The sequence below is a fragment of the Mycoplasma sp. 06067-C1-B144P-99-0482-3 genome (genome assembly GCF_051053925.1).
Classification (GTDB): domain Bacteria; phylum Bacillota_I; class Bacilli_A; order Mycoplasmatales; family Mycoplasmataceae; genus Mycoplasma; species Mycoplasma leachii.
This window is the reverse complement of the sequence record NZ_CP144017.1, coordinates 553,390-569,924: the sequence shown is the minus strand read 5'-3', so window position 1 is coordinate 569,924 and position 16,535 is coordinate 553,390. Positions and strand designations below refer to the sequence as shown.

Sequence of the window (16,535 nt, the reverse complement as noted above, 5' to 3'; positions counted from 1 at the left end):
TTTAAAAATCTTCTAAACTCATAAATTTATTTTCATCAATATCACTTAAAACCATAATTCAGTTTTCATTATCATCATGAGAACTAATTAATTTAGGATTATCTAAAGCTTTTTGATTTCACTTAACTACAGTTGCATCAAGTGGCATTTTTAAATTTAAAATAGCTTTTGAAGCTTCTAAAGCTAAAAAGATATCATCTTCTTTTAAGTGTTTTTTATCTGTATTTTTAAATTGTAAATAAGAAACTGTACCAATATCATCTTGCATTTCTGAAGTCATTCTTAAATAATATTCATTTTTATTATCTATTTTTTCAATAACTAAATATTTAATAACTTTTTTCATATTAACCTTTCATATATAAACTCCAATTTATATTTTATATAAATTATCATTTTAATTTTAAACTTATTTTTATTTACAAATAACAAACTATTTTTAAAATGTGAAAATAAAAACATATTTTTTTTAGAATTAACAAAAAACTAATATGATGTAATAAAATGTTTTTAGAACTATATTAGGAGAATGATATGAATCTAATTTATGATTATAATTACGTATTTAAAAACAATAATAATGATAATGAAAGTATTATTTTTGTTCATGGGTATAATTCTTCACCAAGAACTTTTGAAATATTTGAAAAATATTGAACAAGATCAAATTATTATGCACTACAATTTCCAGGATCAAATCTAGTAAAAGCAGTTAAAGATCATAAAGTAAGTGTTGAAGGTTTTGCTAAATTATTAATTGATTTTATAGAACAAAATCAAATTAAAAATGTGGTTGCTATTGGACATTCTATGGGTGGAGGAGTTATTAGTATTGCTTATAAAATGCGTCCTGATTTATTTAAAAAATTAATTTTTATAACTCCAATGAATAAACCTCAACGTGCGCTATATGAAAGATATAAAATTGATTATTTTCCAAAAACATTTGATGAATATATAACAAATACTCTTTCATCTTTATATTATGATCCATCAATTTTAACTTCAAATGAAGAATGAATGAAAAAAGCAAAACAAGAATTTGATCCTTATGTTTATAATAATGAAGTTATTGTTGAACTAGGTCAACCAAAAGATCGTACTTTTGAATTAATAGAACAAGGACTAGATGCTATTAAAATACCAAGTTTATTAATTCTTGGTGAAAAAGATGGTGTGATTTTAAAAGATGAATGTTTAGATTATTTTAAAAAACATGTAAATGGTGTTGAAATGCATTGAATGAAAAAAACTGGTCATATGGTTTTTCAAGAAAACTTTAATGAATTTATTAAAATAGTTGAAAACTTTTTAAACAAAACTAATTAGTATGAAAAAACTAATATATGATTATGACTATGTTTTTAAAGACAATAATAATTCTGATCTAAACATTATTTATGTTCATGGGTTTAACTCATCATATAAAGCTTTTGAAATCTTTGAAAAATATTGAACTAAAACAAATTATTATTCAATTCAATTTCCAGGATCTCAATTAGTAAAACCAGTTAAAGATCATAAAGTAAGTGTTGAAGGTTTTGCTAAATTATTAATTGATTTTATAGAACAAAATCAAATTAAAAATGTGATTGCTGTTGGTAAATCTATGGGTGGAGGTACATTAGCTATTGCTTATAAAATGCGTCCTGATTTATTTAAAAAACTAATTTTTATAACACCAATGAACAAAACTCAACTTCCATTATATCCAAGATATAAAATTGATTATTTTCCAAAAACATTTGATGATTATATAAATAACACACTTTCATCATTATATTATGATCCTTCATTTTTAACTTCAAATAAAGAATGAATGAAAAAAGCAAAGCAAAATTTTAATCCAAAAATGTATGATAATGATTTAATCATTAAATTAGGTACACCTAAAGCTAAAACTTTTCAACTAATTGAAAAAGGGTTAGATTCAATTAATATTCCAACATTATTAATTCTTGGTGAAAAAGATGGTGTGATTTTAAGAGATGAATGTTTAGATTATTTTAAAAAACATGTAAAAAATGTTGAATCATATTGAATTAAAAAAACAGGCCATAGAGTATTTGAAGAAAACTTTGAAGAATTTATTAAAATAGTAGAAAACTTTTTAAAAATAGGTTAAATATGAAAAAAATAATTTATGATTATGACTATATATTTAAAGATAATAATAATGATACAGAAAATGTTATCTTTTGTCATGGTTTTAATGCTTCACTAAATGTTTTTAATATTTTTAAAAATTATTGAACTAAAACAAATTATTATGCACTACAATTTCCAGGTAATAATAAAGTAGAACCAATTAAAGATCACGAAATTTCAGTATTGCAATTTGCAAAACTAGTAGTTGAATTTGTTAAAAATAATAATTTAAAAAATGTTACTTTAATAGGTCATTCTATGGGTGGAGGAACTATTTCACTAGCTTATCAATTAGCTCCTGAATTATTTAAAAAATTAGTTTATGTTTGTCCTATGAATAAAGCTAGTGAAGATGTTAATAATAATTTTTTACATGATTATTTTCCAAAAACATTTGAAGAATTTACAACTGATTTTTTAGGTTCACTATATTATGATCCTTCATTTTTAACTAAAGATCCTAAATGAATGCGATTAGCTAAATGACATTTTTCAGGTAATGATTATAATACTAAAGAATTAACTGATTTAGGAAAAACTTTAGTTTCAAAAGAACTACATGAACAAATTTATCAAGCAATTAAAACTATTAAAATACCTACTTTATTAATTCTTGGTGAAAAAGATGGCGTTGTAAATAGAGAAGCTTGTTTAAAATACTATCAAGACGAAGTTAAAAATGTAATTACTACTTGAATTCCAAAAACTGGTCATATGGTATTTGAAGAAGATTGAGATTCATTTATAAAAATATTAGAACCATTTTTATTAAATAAATAAAAAAGATGATTTCTAACTTAGTTAGATTTAAATCATCTTTTTTTAGTTTTAAAAATAAATCTTTTAAGCTATATTTAATATACAAATTTAAAAAGAAAAAATAATTAAATAAAAAATGCAGGTGTAGAGGAAAATCTGCATTTTTTTATTATTGTTATTATCTTTTTATTATTTTGGTATTAATTTGTCAAATTTCTTTTAAGCAGTAACTTATATTTTTAAAATATTATTCAAATAAATGTTTAACTGAATCGATTGTTTTATGTAAAGTTTCACAAGATTTATCAAATTTTTCTTGTTCTTCTTTAGTTAAATCTCATTCAATAATTCTTTCTCAACCATTTGATCCAATAATAGCTGGAACTCCTGTATATAAGTCCTTATTTTTGTATTCACCATTTAATTGAGCACCAACCATTAAAGTAGCTTTTTCGTCTCTTAAAACTGCATTAACTATTTTAGTTAAACAAGCTCCAATTCCATAGAATGTTGCTCTTTTTAAATTAATAATTTTATAAGCCATATCAACAGTATCTTTTTGAATTTGATCTAAATCTTCTAAAGTTAAACAACCACATTTTACATAATCTAAAATAGGTCTTCCCATGATATTTGCTTGAGATCAAATTGCAACTGAAGAATCACCATGTTCTCCAGCAACATAAGCTTGAACTGATTCTGGTTTTACATTTAATTTTTGACCAACTAATCTTCTTAGTCTTGCTGAATCTAAAGTAGTTCCAGATCCAATAACTTTATGTGGATCAAAACCTGTTATTTTTTGATATACATGAGTTATAACATCAACTGGGTTAGAAGCAATTACAGTAATTCCATCAAATCCTGATTTTTTAACTTCTGTTGCAATATTTTTCATAATTTCAGCATTTCCAGCAACCATTTCTAATCTAGTTTCTCCTGGTTTTTGTGGTCTTCCTGCTGTAATTACAACAACATCAGCATCTTTACAATCTTCATAACTTCCTGCTTTAATTGAAGTAAATGAGTGAGGAATAACTGCTAGTGTATCTGAAAGATCTAAAGCATTTCCTTCAGCTGGTTGTGGGAATGCATCAATTAATACATAGTGTTCTGCAATCCCTTGATTAATTGCTGCATATAAAAATGATGTTCCAACAGCTCCTGCTCCAATAAGAACAACTTTGTTTGCGGTTTTCTTCATTTTGTTTTTTTCTCCTATCTTCTAGTTTTATTATATAACATCAAAAAAATATTTATAATTTTTTATTTTTACTATTTTTAAAAACTATTTTACCTTCAACTAGTACTTTATTAACATATAAATCATCATCTAAAACTACTAAATCAGCTAATTTATTAACTTCTATACTTCCTACAGTATCAAAAATATTTAATTGTTTTGCTATATTAATAGAAGTCATTTTAATTAAATCAGTCATTTTAATATTACATATCTTTTGAAAAACTCTAATATTATGATCATAAGTTGAACCAGCTCCAGCTAAAGCATTATTATTTTTTAATCTAATTTCTATACCTTTTTTATAAACTTCTAAATTACCTAATTTATATTCACCATCTTTTAAGCCTTTAGCATTCATAGAATCAGTGATAATACATAAATTATCTGCTGTTTTAAAATTGTAAATCATTTTTAAAATTTCTTTATCTAAATGGATTCCATCACTTATAATTTCACATAAAACATCTTTATGATTAAAACTAGCAACAACTAAACCAGGATTATGTTGATCAACTCCACTCATTCCATTAAATAAATGAGTAATATGTCTAACACCTAATAAATAAGGTTGTTTAAATTGATTTGCTTTTAAATTAGAATGACCAATACTTGGAATAATTTGATTATTAATTAAAAATTGAGTATAAGTTCCATCATCTAATTCACTAGCATAAGTAACTATTTTTAAACTATTATTAGATAATTTATTTCATTTTTTAGTTAAATTAATATCTGGATTTAATAACAAGTTTTCTTGATGAGCACCTTTTTTAAATTTAGAAATAAAAGGTCCTTCTAAATGAGCTCCTAAACACTTAGCTTTACCATTATTTAATTTTATAAATTCTCCAAATTCTTTATAAATTTGGTTGTTTTTTTTAACACTATTAGTTACACTTGTTTGAATGTATCTAGTAACTCCTTCTTTTATTATGTTATCTGCAAAATATTTAAATCTATTTTTATTTCCAGTTTCAAAATCAACTCCATACCCACCATGAACATGACAATCTATAAATCCTGGTAATAATCATTGATTTTTTAAATTAATTCCATTATTTTTTTTATAATCAGATCCAATTTCAACTATTTTTTTATCTTTAATAATCAAATAACCATTATTAATAATTTTATTTTCTAAAACAATTTTGGCATTTTTTAATATCATAATTACCTCTATAAATTTATAATATTACTTTTTCTAACTAAATAATTAAATTGTTAAATTATCATATCTTTAAAGTGTTAATATATAAGTATTATGAAATTTAACATTAAACATAAATTTAAAAATAGTAGATTTACTAATTGAAAATGATATTTTCAATTAGCTGTTATGTTGTTATCTGCTATTACTTTAATCAATGCTTTTTTTAATGGTATTTTAAATGAGCAATGATATTTTGAATCAATTAATTCTTTTCAACCTAAAAGATTAATCAATTATGATATTTTATTAAGTTTTTTTTCAGTTCAAGTAAGTATCATAACAACTATTTATTTATTAATTGTTGTAATTAATTATAAAAATGTAAATTCAAATATTAATACTCAAAGAACTAGAAATATTGTTTTAAATTGAAATTTATTAGATTTTATGATTTTTTGAATTGGGATTGTTGGTTTTAAAAACACAATTGCAGGACAAATTGCTTCTTTAACAAAAACTCAAATCTTTTCAACTGTTATTACTCATTTTATAGTTCCATTATTACTACTTTTTATTTACTTATTTGAATCAGGTAATAATAAGTATGAAATTAAAAGATTTTATAAAAATATAAAAGAGTTATTTTGAGTTTATTCTTATCCATTTTTTTACACACTTTTTGTTTTAATGAGAGCTCAAATTTATTTAAAAGATAATAGTATAACTGATTTTATTTATCCTTATGAATTTTTAGGTTTCACAACACCATATATAGGACATTCTAAAGTTGGTTATTTAATATTTATTTGAATAGTATTTGTTATTTGATTAACATTAAATCATTTAATTATTTTATTAATTAATAATTTAATATTTAAAATTAAAAATAAGAAAAAAGAAAAAATCGTTACTTCAAATTAGTTACGATTTTTTTAATCTTCTATAAAAGGATTTTTAGAATTATTTTTAGTTTTTGTTTTATTATCTTTATTAGTTTGATTTTTTATTATAACTTGTTTGTTTAAATTATTATTTTGTTGTTTTAATTGTTGTTGTTTTTGATATTCTTGTTTATATAATAAAATTTGTTCATTTAGTCTTGATAAAGTTTCAAAAATACTACTTAATATTATACAAATAAAAAATATACTAATAATTATATAAAATGAGATTTTAATAGCACTACTATTATTTACTAATAAACCTATTAGTAAGTAAATAATAGTTAAAATAAAACTAAACATATATAAACTTAAACTAGTATATAAATAAATAATTTCTTTTTTAACATATTTATAATTACTAGATTTTTGTTTTTTAATTCGATTAATTATATAAATTAGTAAAGAAATAAATGCTAGTATTAATAAAATTATTTCTAAACTAATAAAAGGAATTAAACTAGTAAAAATAGGTCTGTCTTTTGTAAATTGAATAAAGGTTAGTAAAATACAAATTGCTAAAACAACACTACTAATTGTTGCTAAATGTTTTAATAATTTGTAAGTTTTATAATTAATTTTATTTTCCATATGATTATTTTATTCTAATAGTATTTTTGTTTTTTGGTTTAAAGATTTTATTATATATAATATAAAAAACAACTAAAGTTAAATTAATTCCAATAACTCCAATAATAAAAATAAAATATAAAGTTCAGTTTTTATTTTTATTAACAACAATATTTCCTTGATATAAATTTGCTTGTTGATGATTTGCTCAAAAGTTTAAACTTGAAAATGTATTTTTATTAAGTTTTTCTTGATAAGAGTTTAAAGCTAAAAAACTATCTAATACATGTCCAAACTCATGATTTAATGTTTGAAATTGATTGTTTGAAGCAAATCAAGATCTATTATACTGAAATTGATTTTCAGTTTTATTAAAACTATCTGCTTTAATCAAAACATAACTATAAGAAGATGAATTAGTATTTTTTGAAAAACTTGTACTAGTTATTCCCTTAATTTTTGAATCATGAATAGTATTATTAAGTCTAAATTGGTTATCATTAGTTAAAATTAAATTAACAAAAATCTTATCTAAATTATTATGAGTAACTTTTTGTAAAGTGTTAAATAAATGAACTGTATTAGCTTTTAGTTCTTCTAAATCAAAATAATCAGAATCTAAACGACTAGGAATTGCTTGTCAAATATTTTCAAAATTTTTCTTTATTTGAATAGCACTATTGTTTCCAAAATTAAATTTTGATTTTTCTTTTCAATAAGTATCTAGTTCATCAAAATTATTAAAAAATTGTTGATCATTATTTTTATTAATAATATTTTTTGGTTTATACAAGTTTAGTTTCATATAATCTAAAAAAATCTCTATATTTTCTTTATAATAGTTTAAAAATTTTGTAACACTTAAAATGTTTTTATTTTTATTTAACAAATCTAAATTATTAATTTGAGCTGTAAAAATATTATTATAAATGTAATTAATAGTATCATAAACATACTGAACACTATTATAGCCATATTGTGGAATGCTATTTCTAAACCTTTCAAAACCTAAATTTGTATATCCTAAATCTAAATGAGTTAACCTATCATAGCTAATATCTAAATTAGTTTGAGGTTCTAATTCATATTTATAAAAAACATCAGTTTCATTATCAATCACATTTTTAATTTTTTTTCAATTTATAGTTTTATCATTTGAAGTTAAAATTCCAATATTTTGTTGTTTTAATTTATAAAAAGTTTTAGTAAAAAAATGTTCTAATAAATACCAAGTTAGATTTTTTTGTTTTTCATTAGATGAAACATATCTACTAAATGATTCAGCAAAAAACTCTTCAGGTGATGTTGAACCATATTCTGAAGTTACTAAAATACTTGATAAAATTGCGTGTTTAAATTCTTCAGATTGCTGTTCAGTAATATAATAATTAGAACGATATCTTTGTTTTGTTTTTGCTTTAAAAAACATTTCAAAATTGGCTAATAGATTATCTGTAAATTGGTTAAAACTTTTATTAGTTTTTGCAGTTGAGTGTTTGTATAAAAAGTATCTTAAAGCTTTTCCACCTCATAAAAATTCTTTTTGTGTTTGAGTTTCATTATCATCATTAAATTGAGTATTATAAGTTAAATTAATTTGGTTTTGATTTTTATTATTAATAAAAAATAAGCTAGTAAAAAATATTAGAATTATTAAAAAATAACTAAGAACTTTTTTCATAACACTAGACTTTCTATAACTTAAAAATTATAGCAAAAATTACTTATATAAATTATTTAATAATAAATATTGATTTTTTACTAAGTTTATACAAGTATATTTTTATATAAACTATAATATTAAATGTAATAAGAAAAAGTAGGATTAAATTTATGGCAAAAAAAGAAGTTAAACAATATTTAACTGATGTTTTGATTAATAAAATTGATTATTATGTTTCTATTAAAAAATTTGATTTTGATACTATTAAAGAAATGCTAGCAATTGATTTAATAGATTATGAACCTTATATGATTCAAACTATTGATAAGTATATTAAATACATTATTTGACTAGATCAAAAAAATAAAAATAAATCTGAAGCTTTTTTAAAGTTTTTAAATAAATATCAACAAGAACAACTAGAAGAAGTTGAATCAAATGAAGATTTAGAAAGTCAAAATAACAATGATAAAAAAAATGATGATAACTTATTAGATTATCAGCAAAGAAAAAAACATCAGACTTGATTAGATCAATATTTTAGAAAACAAAAAGCTAAATATCATATTTATGATTACTCGCCATTAGATGATTTAAAAAATAATTTTGATCAAAATTTAAATGATGAAATTGTTAAATCAAATGATGATTATCAAAATGATGAACAAATTGTAAATAAAGACTTTAATTTAACTAATTTAATCACTAATGATAATACTTTTTATCAAACTTCAACAATTAGTTTAGATGATCTAAAAACAAATGATGATCTTTTAAATGAACAAGATGAAAAAATAATAAAACTTGATCAAAATATGGATGAACAAGAAATTGAATTAGATCCAGAAGAATTTGGAACAGCTACTATTAATTTTGATAAATTAACTTATCAAGATGAACAACAAGAAAATCAAGTTATTAAAACTAGTCAAATAAAAGATGATGAAATCAAACTAAGTTTAGATGAAGACGATTTAACAAAAGATTCATGAATTGAAGAAAAAGATTTAACAAATGAATTAATTAAAGACAAAAATTTAATAAATGATACTTGAATTGAAGATGAAAATAAAGAAATTAAAACTAGTTTAGATCAAAAATTAATTAGTGAACATATAGTTGAAAAACCAAATGAATTAATTGATAATGATGAAGTTGAAAAATTAGATAAATACTTATGAATTGAAAAAAAACAATTAAATAAAGATGATTTGAATACAAAAGATAAGCTAAATAACAAACAACAAACTAAAATTGAAAACAAAGAAATTAAATTAGAACAAAATAATGATTCTTGTTTAAAAACAACTACAAATAATTGTTGTTATGAATGTAATCAAAATGAAGAGCAATTAAAAAATGTTTGTAAAAGCAAAGATAATTGTCAGTGTAATTTAACTGATTGTAAATGTCAAAACTCTTGTAGTCAAAATCAAACAGATTTAAATAAAATAGAAATTGATCAAGAAAAAAATGAACATAATTTAAAAACTTCAAATAATAAAATTTGAACAATAAATCCTGAAAGTAATTTAAATATACATAATAATGAAAAAGATTTTTTAGAATCTAAATCTAATCAAATAACTAATCAAGATCAAAAGAATTTATCAAAAGATATAACTAGTAATTTAAATAATACTAAACAACAAGTTTTAAATTCTAATAATAATAAAGAAGTTTCAAAAGTTATAGAATTAAATAAGCCTGTTAAACTATATCAACAAGTTAAATGAAATGATAAAAATTATTATGTTGTTGGAATTAAACTTAAAAAAGATGTTTTTGGACATGAAACACCTATTTTGAAATTAGAATCTTTAACTAAACCATATGAAATTATAGAAGTAAAATTTATCAAAAAATAATAAAAATAAAAGCTTGGAACCCCCCCGCTTTTATTTTTATTATTTATTTTAATGTTGTAGATGATAAATCTTTAGTAAGTAAGTCTTTTAATTTAATAAAAATTTCTTCAGTTTCTTCTTCAAATATTTTTTTGTATTCAGCTAAATTTTTTTTGTAATCACTAATTATATCTTTAACTCTTTTATCATCTTCTTCAGTTGCTTCTTTTGTAATTTCATCAGATTCTTTTATTAGATCTTTTTTAGGATCACTATTAAAAACAATTCCAACAATTTCTTCTTTTTTGACATTCATTTCAATTTCAGAAACTCAAATAGAATCTTCATTTTCTGAATTTGTAATATTACCTAATAAATCACCAACAAAAAAAGGAGATGTAAAATTAATTAGTTTTTCTTTGAAGTTTTCTATTGTTTTTTTAACATCTTTATTATTTTCAACAATAATTTCATCTAAAAGTTTTAATGCATCTTTTGATATTTCATCTTTATTTTTAATCATTTCTTCTTCACCATTATCTGTTAAATCTATTATTTGATTTATCAATTTAGTGGCTTCTTCTTTTGTTTTATCACTAAGAACTAATTTAAATTCTTCTTTTTTTTCTTCTTTTTTTTCTTTAGATTTTTCTTTATCATCTTTTCCCTTAGTGTCAGTAGTTTTTTGTTCGCTTCTAGTTCCACCACATGCAATTACAACAGCACTTGTAGTTGCAATTAAAGTAACTGAACCTAACAAGGTTAGTAGTTTTTTCATAAATGTTTCCTTTCTAAAATAACCGGTTAATTAGCTACATATTTATGAATTTTATATAGCTAGAAACATTATATATATATATATATATATATATATATATAATGTCAAGGTTTTAAGGATATATGTTTTAAGGATATATGATAAATAATTAATTTAATCAGGATGCTCATACTTTTGTAGTTTAATCTAATAGTTATTTAATTACTAAAAAACAGAGAAAAAGATTAATAATCCAACGAAAAAGATTAAAAATCTTTATTTTTATATCAAGTTAAGATATAATTATTTTTGTATTGAATTGGAGTTGAAAAAGTTAATGGCAAGTGTTGTTGTTCATGATGGAGAAACAATCGAAAAAGCATTAAAACGCTTTCAGAAAGTTGCTTCATCAAATAAAGCAGAAGCTAGAAAACGTGAATACCACTTAAGCAAAAAAGAAAAACGTATTTACAAACAAAAACAAAACCGTAAATACAAATAGTGGTTAATAATTTATAATTAAGAGTCTTTATTAGGACTCTTTTTTTATACACTTTTTTAAAAATAGTTAATTTAAAAAAATTTTCTAATACTATATTGAGGTGATATTATGAATGATTATATCAATGCTTTTTTACATAAAATAGATAACAAATTTTTATATTTAGAATTAAATAATTTGGGTTATAGATATTTGTATTTAAAAAGAGATATTAAAAATTTTAAATTAAGTGAAAATAATAAAATTTATATAGCAACTAATGTGATTGATAATCTTTTTAAATGTTATGGTTTTTATAATCAACTAGTAAGAGATCTTTTTGAAATTTTAATAAATATTAATACAATTGGAGAAAAAACTGCTTTTTTAATTTTAGAAAACTACAGTTATGAAGAATTAATTGATATTTTTAAAAATGCTAAGACTGATAAAATTTTACAACTTAAAGGAATAGGAAGTTATACAGCAAGACTAATTATAAATAGTGTTCAAAAAGAGTTATTTAATAATAAAATAAGCGAAAAGAAAAATAAAGTAATTACAAGCTTAGAAAAATTAGGCTATAAAACAAAAGATATTTATAAAATCATCATTAATATTGATGAAGATTTAACTATAGATGAACTAACAAAATATGTTTTAGAAAAACTAAGTTATATAAATAATTAAAATTTATTAAAGGTGACAAAAGTGTATGTTTAGACCTGAGAAATGAGAAGAATATATTGGACAAAATAATATTTTAGATAATTTGAAAGTTTTTATTAAATCTGCAAAAAAGCAAAATAAAGTTGTTGATCATATTTTTATTTATGGTCCTAGTGGATATGGAAAAACTAGTTTAGCTTATTTACTAGCAAAACAACTAAAAACAAATATTAGAATTTTAAATGGTCCTAATTTACAAAAAGCTAGTGATATTATTTCAATTTTAACTAGTATTAAAGAAAAAGATGTATTGTTTATTGATGAAATTCATGCAGTTAATAAAGAAATATTAGAAATTATTTATCCAGTTTTAGAAGAAAATAAACTAAATATCATTATTGGTAAAGACTATAATTCTAAAGTTGTAAACATTGATTTACCTAAATTTACAATAGTTTGTGCTACTACTGAAATTAATAAAATGCCTATACCTTTATTAAATAGATTTCCAATTAATTTCACAATGCAAGAATATAATTTAGAAGATATGAGTAAAATTGTTGAATTATATTGTAATAAGTTTCAAATTAAACTTGATCAAGATATCTACTTATATTTAGCTAGTTTTTGTAGAAAAACACCAAGAATTGCTATTAATTTAATTAAAAGAATTAAAGATCATATCATTTGTGATAATCCTAAAAAAATCAATATTCATTATATTAAAAAAGTATTAGAAAAGCTAGAAATTTATGAACTAGGTTTAACAGTAACTGAAATTAATTATTTAAAAATGATTGCTAAAAATAAAAGAATTGGATTAGATAATATTGCACATTTACTAAATACAACTCCTTTAATTATTGCAAATAATATTGAACCTTTTTTAATAAGAGAAAGTTTAATTATTAGAACAATTAAAGGAAGAGAAATTACTTATAAAGGTTTAAAATATATTGAGAATTTTTAAAATTTTAATCTGAAAAACTTTTAATATTAATTAATTATTATTTTAAAATTTATTTAAGTTTAAAATTTTTAAACTATTTTTATTAAATAAAAAAAGAGGTTAGTTATGGAAAAATTTGATGTAGTTGTTCTAGGAGCAGGACCTGGTGGATATAGTTTAGCAAATATTTTAAGTATTAATAAACTAAAAGTTGCTTTAATTGAAAAAGAAGACTTGGGTGGAACTTGTATAAATAAAGGATGTATTCCTACTAAAACATTAATTAAATCAGCTAAAGTTCTTGAATTAGTTAAAAATGCAAAAAACTATGGAGTTTTTACAAATGATATTAAATATGATATTAAAAAAATTCAACAAAGAAGACTAGAAAATAAGACATTTTTTAATAATAGCATTCAAAAACAACTAGATTTAAACAATGTTAAATTTTTTAAAGGTTTTGGAGAAGTTTTAGATCAAAATAGTATTAAAATAAATGAACAAATTATTTATTTTGACAAACTAGTTTTAGCAACTGGTTCTAGATCTAAAGTTATTAATTTTCAAGGAATAGAAGAATCAATAAAAAACGGATATTTAATTAATTCAGATCAAGCTTTATACTTAGAAAGTGTTCCAAAATCAATGGTAATTATTGGAGATGGGCCCATTTCATTAGAATTTGCTTATTTTTATAATACTTTAGGTGTTGAAGTTACCATTTTAACTAATGTTGATTTTTTATCTCGATTTGATATGGATATTCAAAAAAGTGTTAAGCAATATTTTGACTTAAAAAATATCAGAGTTATTGATAGAGTAAATATTAAAAGAATTGATCTTGATAAAGTTTATTATGATGATAATAACTTTGTTCAAGCAGAAAAAATTCTTTTAGCTGTTGGTAGACAAGCTAATAATGAATCATTTAAAAATCTTGATATTAAAAAAGATAAAAATGGTTTTGTTTTAGTAGATGACTTAATGAAAACAAATTTTAATAATATTTATGCAATTGGTGATATAATTGGTTTAACTTTACTATCTTCTGTAGCTTATAAAACAGGTGATATTGTTGCTAGAAATATTTTAAAGTATAATGACTCTGAAAAATTTGATAAAAATCTTGTTCCTTGAGCAATTTATTTAAACCCAGAAATTGCTGGAGTTGGTTTGACTGAACAACAATTAATTGAACAAAAAATAGAATTTGAATCACTTATAATTAATTCAAAAGCACTTCCAAGAGCTCATGCAGATGGAATTGTTGCAGATTATTCTTTTATTAAATTTTTAATTGACAAACAAACCGATCAAATTTTGGGTTGTTTTATGATGATAGAAACTGCTAATATATTAATTAATCAAATTGCTTTATTTATGCAACAAAAATTAACTTTTACTCAATTACAAAGATCAGTTTATACACATCCAACTATTGCTGAAGCACTATATTATTCTTCAAGAATTAAAGGAATAAAGTCAAAATAATAAAACAAAAAAACTTATAGAGTAGTTCTATAAGTTATAAATAAAAAATTATTCAGTTTTAAATTTAATCATATATTCTGAAATAAAAGGATTTAAACCAATTAAAAAATCAATTTTAATTAATTCTTTAATGATTTTGTAAAGAATTAGAATTTTTTTACTACTTCCTTCTAAAAAACTAGTAATAAATTGATCAGAAAATATACTTTTTTTGGTTTCAAAAATAGAAAAGAGCTGGTCAATTAATGTCTTTTTAATAGAAATGTCTTTAGTTTCTTGAATTTGACTAATTAAAGTTAAAGTTTCATCAATATTTTCTTCAAAACCACTAATATATAATTCTTTTATTTTTTCTATAAGACTATTTAATAAATTATCATATAAATAATAAATATCATCATAACTAGTGTTACTTATTAGTTCATCTTCACCTAATTTAGGAAATAAACTTTCTAAATCAATAATTGAATTAAAAGATAAAGAATAAACATTAATATCAGTCATTAAAGTTAAGATTTTAGATAAATCTTCAACAATTTCTGTTGGATTAGACTCTGGTGTGCTTTTAAAAAGTTCAAGTGGATTTATTTTGTTTTCAGTTATAAAATTTTCTTTTTTAGTTTTTAAAAACTCTTTTAATTCTTCTCAATTATTTAAATCTAAAAGAGTCAAAACTAAATCTCTAGTTTTTTTATTACAAGTTTCTAATAATGGTTTGACTTTAGCTTTAGTATAAATCTTGATTTTCAACTTATTTGCTTTTTCTTTTTTAGCTATATTTGTTTCTTCTTCTAAAATACTATATATTAAATGTTGTTGTACTGTAATAAAAAAGAACTGTTTAACAGTAATATTATTTATCATATTTGCCTTTTCGTATTTTAATAATATATTAAATATCTTATTTTGATATTATTATAAATAGAAAAGATGATAAAGATGAATTTTAATAAAATTATCGTTGAAAATGAAAAATATTATTTAAATAAATATCAATATTTTTATATTAATAAAAAAGAAATAACTAAAATATTAAAACAAATAAGTTGACCTGCGATTATTGTTGATACTGAGTTTTTTAACAAAAGTCATAATAAAGAAGAATTACAACCAACTTTATATGATGATAATGAAAAAGATTTGGTTTATATTTTACAATACTCATTTGCAAAAAACTTAGAAGAAATTTATAACAGAATTAACCGTAAAGCAATTAAGTCACTATCTATAAAAAGAAGTTATAATGACAAGACTTATGATTTTTTTAAACAATATAATTTGTTAAAAAAAAGTTTTATTAATATGTGTATTAATAAAAATATAAAAACAATTATTTTTGCAGGTCAAAGTAATGATAAAAAAATTATCGAATCTTGAATTAATCAAAATAAAAGTTTATTAAAAAATAAAAAATCTGATTTATTTATATTAGATAAAACTACTAATGAATATAAAATTAATAGTTTAGATATTTATCAGGTATTAAATCATTTATCATTTGTTAATTTAGATAATAAAAATCAACAATTTTATAACCCTAAAAATATTCAAAAAGGTTGAATGGGAGAAAATACAATTACTATTCCTAGTTTAAGAAAATTTATTGATTATGCTAAAGATATTTTTAATGATAATAATTTAAATGATACTGAAAATATTTATTTAAGCTGTTGCAATGCTTTAAAATTATTTTCATTAAATAAAATGGATTTAGATGAGTTTAAAATATTAAATAAAAGTATTAATTTAGCTAAAACTCATTGTTTTAATGATGTATTAAAGATTTTATATTTTATTGATTTTATTTATGCTTTTTCTAGATTTAAAAACACTAATAATAAATATATTAAAAAAGATTAGGAGT

17 protein-coding genes are annotated in these 16,535 nt (G+C 20.8%); 10 read left to right on the top strand and 7 right to left on the bottom strand.

Annotated elements, in window-relative coordinates:
• Position 1 precedes the first annotated feature (1 nt).
• Positions 2–346, bottom strand: a complete 345-nt coding sequence (locus tag V2P32_RS02530) for a glycine cleavage system protein H (protein WP_434343967.1) — start codon at positions 344–346, stop codon at positions 2–4.
• Between the two features lie 188 nt (positions 347–534).
• On the opposite strand from V2P32_RS02530, the gene V2P32_RS02525 reads away from it, so the two are divergent.
• From V2P32_RS02525 to V2P32_RS02515, 3 genes are read left to right on the top strand one after another with little or no spacing between them, the layout of a single operon-like run.
• Positions 535–1,329 carry an alpha/beta fold hydrolase gene (locus tag V2P32_RS02525; RefSeq protein ID WP_434343965.1) on the top strand — a complete coding sequence of 265 codons (795 nt, stop codon included), beginning with the start codon at positions 535–537 and terminating at the stop codon, positions 1,327–1,329.
• Position 1,330: 1 nt separating this feature from the next.
• Complete coding sequence (locus tag V2P32_RS02520) at positions 1,331–2,125, top strand: alpha/beta fold hydrolase (RefSeq protein ID WP_434343963.1); 795 nt, start codon at positions 1,331–1,333, stop codon at positions 2,123–2,125.
• 2 nt (positions 2,126–2,127) lie between these two features.
• Positions 2,128–2,928: an alpha/beta fold hydrolase gene (locus tag V2P32_RS02515; RefSeq protein ID WP_434343962.1), complete on the top strand. Its 801-nt coding sequence runs from the start codon at positions 2,128–2,130 to the stop codon at positions 2,926–2,928.
• A gap of 226 nt (positions 2,929–3,154) precedes the next feature.
• On the opposite strand, the gene V2P32_RS02510 is transcribed toward V2P32_RS02515, so the two are convergent.
• Together V2P32_RS02510 and nagA are read right to left on the bottom strand one after the other, a co-directional pair.
• On the bottom strand, positions 3,155–4,111 hold the full coding sequence (locus V2P32_RS02510; RefSeq protein WP_434343960.1) for an L-lactate dehydrogenase: 957 nt from the start codon (positions 4,109–4,111) through the stop codon (positions 3,155–3,157).
• Positions 4,112–4,163: 52 nt separating this feature from the next.
• On the bottom strand, positions 4,164–5,321 hold the full coding sequence (gene nagA, locus V2P32_RS02505; protein ID WP_434343959.1) for an N-acetylglucosamine-6-phosphate deacetylase: 1,158 nt from the start codon (positions 5,319–5,321) through the stop codon (positions 4,164–4,166).
• Between the two features lie 93 nt (positions 5,322–5,414).
• On the opposite strand from nagA, the gene V2P32_RS02500 reads away from it, so the two are divergent.
• Positions 5,415–6,224, top strand: a complete 810-nt coding sequence (locus V2P32_RS02500; RefSeq protein WP_434343958.1) for a hypothetical protein — start codon at positions 5,415–5,417, stop codon at positions 6,222–6,224.
• An 11-nt stretch (positions 6,225–6,235) separates the two neighbouring features.
• Here V2P32_RS02500 and V2P32_RS02495 read toward each other — a convergent pair whose 3' ends face one another.
• Complete coding sequence (locus tag V2P32_RS02495; protein ID WP_434326087.1) at positions 6,236–6,835, bottom strand: MFS transporter; 600 nt, start codon at positions 6,833–6,835, stop codon at positions 6,236–6,238.
• 4 nt (positions 6,836–6,839) lie between these two features.
• A complete protein-coding gene (locus tag V2P32_RS02490) occupies positions 6,840–8,495 on the bottom strand; it encodes a hypothetical protein (RefSeq protein ID WP_434343956.1) in 1,656 nt (551 codons plus the stop codon).
• A 152-nt stretch (positions 8,496–8,647) separates the two neighbouring features.
• On the opposite strand from V2P32_RS02490, the gene V2P32_RS02485 reads away from it, so the two are divergent.
• The gene (locus V2P32_RS02485) at positions 8,648–10,345 is read left to right on the top strand and encodes a hypothetical protein (RefSeq protein WP_434343955.1); all 1,698 of its coding nucleotides are present in this window, start codon (positions 8,648–8,650) and stop codon (positions 10,343–10,345) included.
• 43 nt (positions 10,346–10,388) lie between these two features.
• On the opposite strand, the gene V2P32_RS02480 is transcribed toward V2P32_RS02485, so the two are convergent.
• Positions 10,389–11,102, bottom strand: coding sequence for a lipoprotein (locus tag V2P32_RS02480; protein WP_434343953.1), 714 nt, complete (start codon positions 11,100–11,102; stop codon positions 10,389–10,391).
• Positions 11,103–11,418: 316 nt separating this feature from the next.
• Between V2P32_RS02480 and rpsU the strand changes: the two genes are divergently transcribed.
• The 4 genes from rpsU to V2P32_RS02460 all read left to right on the top strand — a co-directional run bounded on the left by rpsU (position 11,419) and on the right by V2P32_RS02460 (position 14,671).
• A complete protein-coding gene (rpsU, locus tag V2P32_RS02475; protein ID WP_434343989.1) occupies positions 11,419–11,583 on the top strand; it encodes a 30S ribosomal protein S21 in 165 nt (54 codons plus the stop codon).
• 108 nt (positions 11,584–11,691) lie between these two features.
• The gene (gene ruvA / locus V2P32_RS02470; protein WP_434343951.1) at positions 11,692–12,252 is read left to right on the top strand and encodes a Holliday junction branch migration protein RuvA; all 561 of its coding nucleotides are present in this window, start codon (positions 11,692–11,694) and stop codon (positions 12,250–12,252) included.
• Between the two features lie 25 nt (positions 12,253–12,277).
• A complete protein-coding gene (ruvB, locus tag V2P32_RS02465) occupies positions 12,278–13,201 on the top strand; it encodes a Holliday junction branch migration DNA helicase RuvB (RefSeq protein ID WP_434343950.1) in 924 nt (307 codons plus the stop codon).
• Between the two features lie 105 nt (positions 13,202–13,306).
• Positions 13,307–14,671, top strand: a complete 1,365-nt coding sequence (locus V2P32_RS02460; protein WP_434343949.1) for a dihydrolipoyl dehydrogenase — start codon at positions 13,307–13,309, stop codon at positions 14,669–14,671.
• 48 nt (positions 14,672–14,719) lie between these two features.
• Here the strand turns inward: V2P32_RS02460 and V2P32_RS02455 are convergent, their stop codons facing one another.
• Positions 14,720–15,535: a hypothetical protein gene (locus V2P32_RS02455; RefSeq protein ID WP_434343947.1), complete on the bottom strand. Its 816-nt coding sequence runs from the start codon at positions 15,533–15,535 to the stop codon at positions 14,720–14,722.
• A 75-nt stretch (positions 15,536–15,610) separates the two neighbouring features.
• Here V2P32_RS02455 and V2P32_RS02450 point away from each other — a divergent pair, with 75 nt between their 5' ends.
• On the top strand, positions 15,611–16,531 hold the full coding sequence (locus tag V2P32_RS02450; protein ID WP_434343945.1) for a hypothetical protein: 921 nt from the start codon (positions 15,611–15,613) through the stop codon (positions 16,529–16,531).
• Positions 16,532–16,535: the final 4 nt, after the last annotated feature.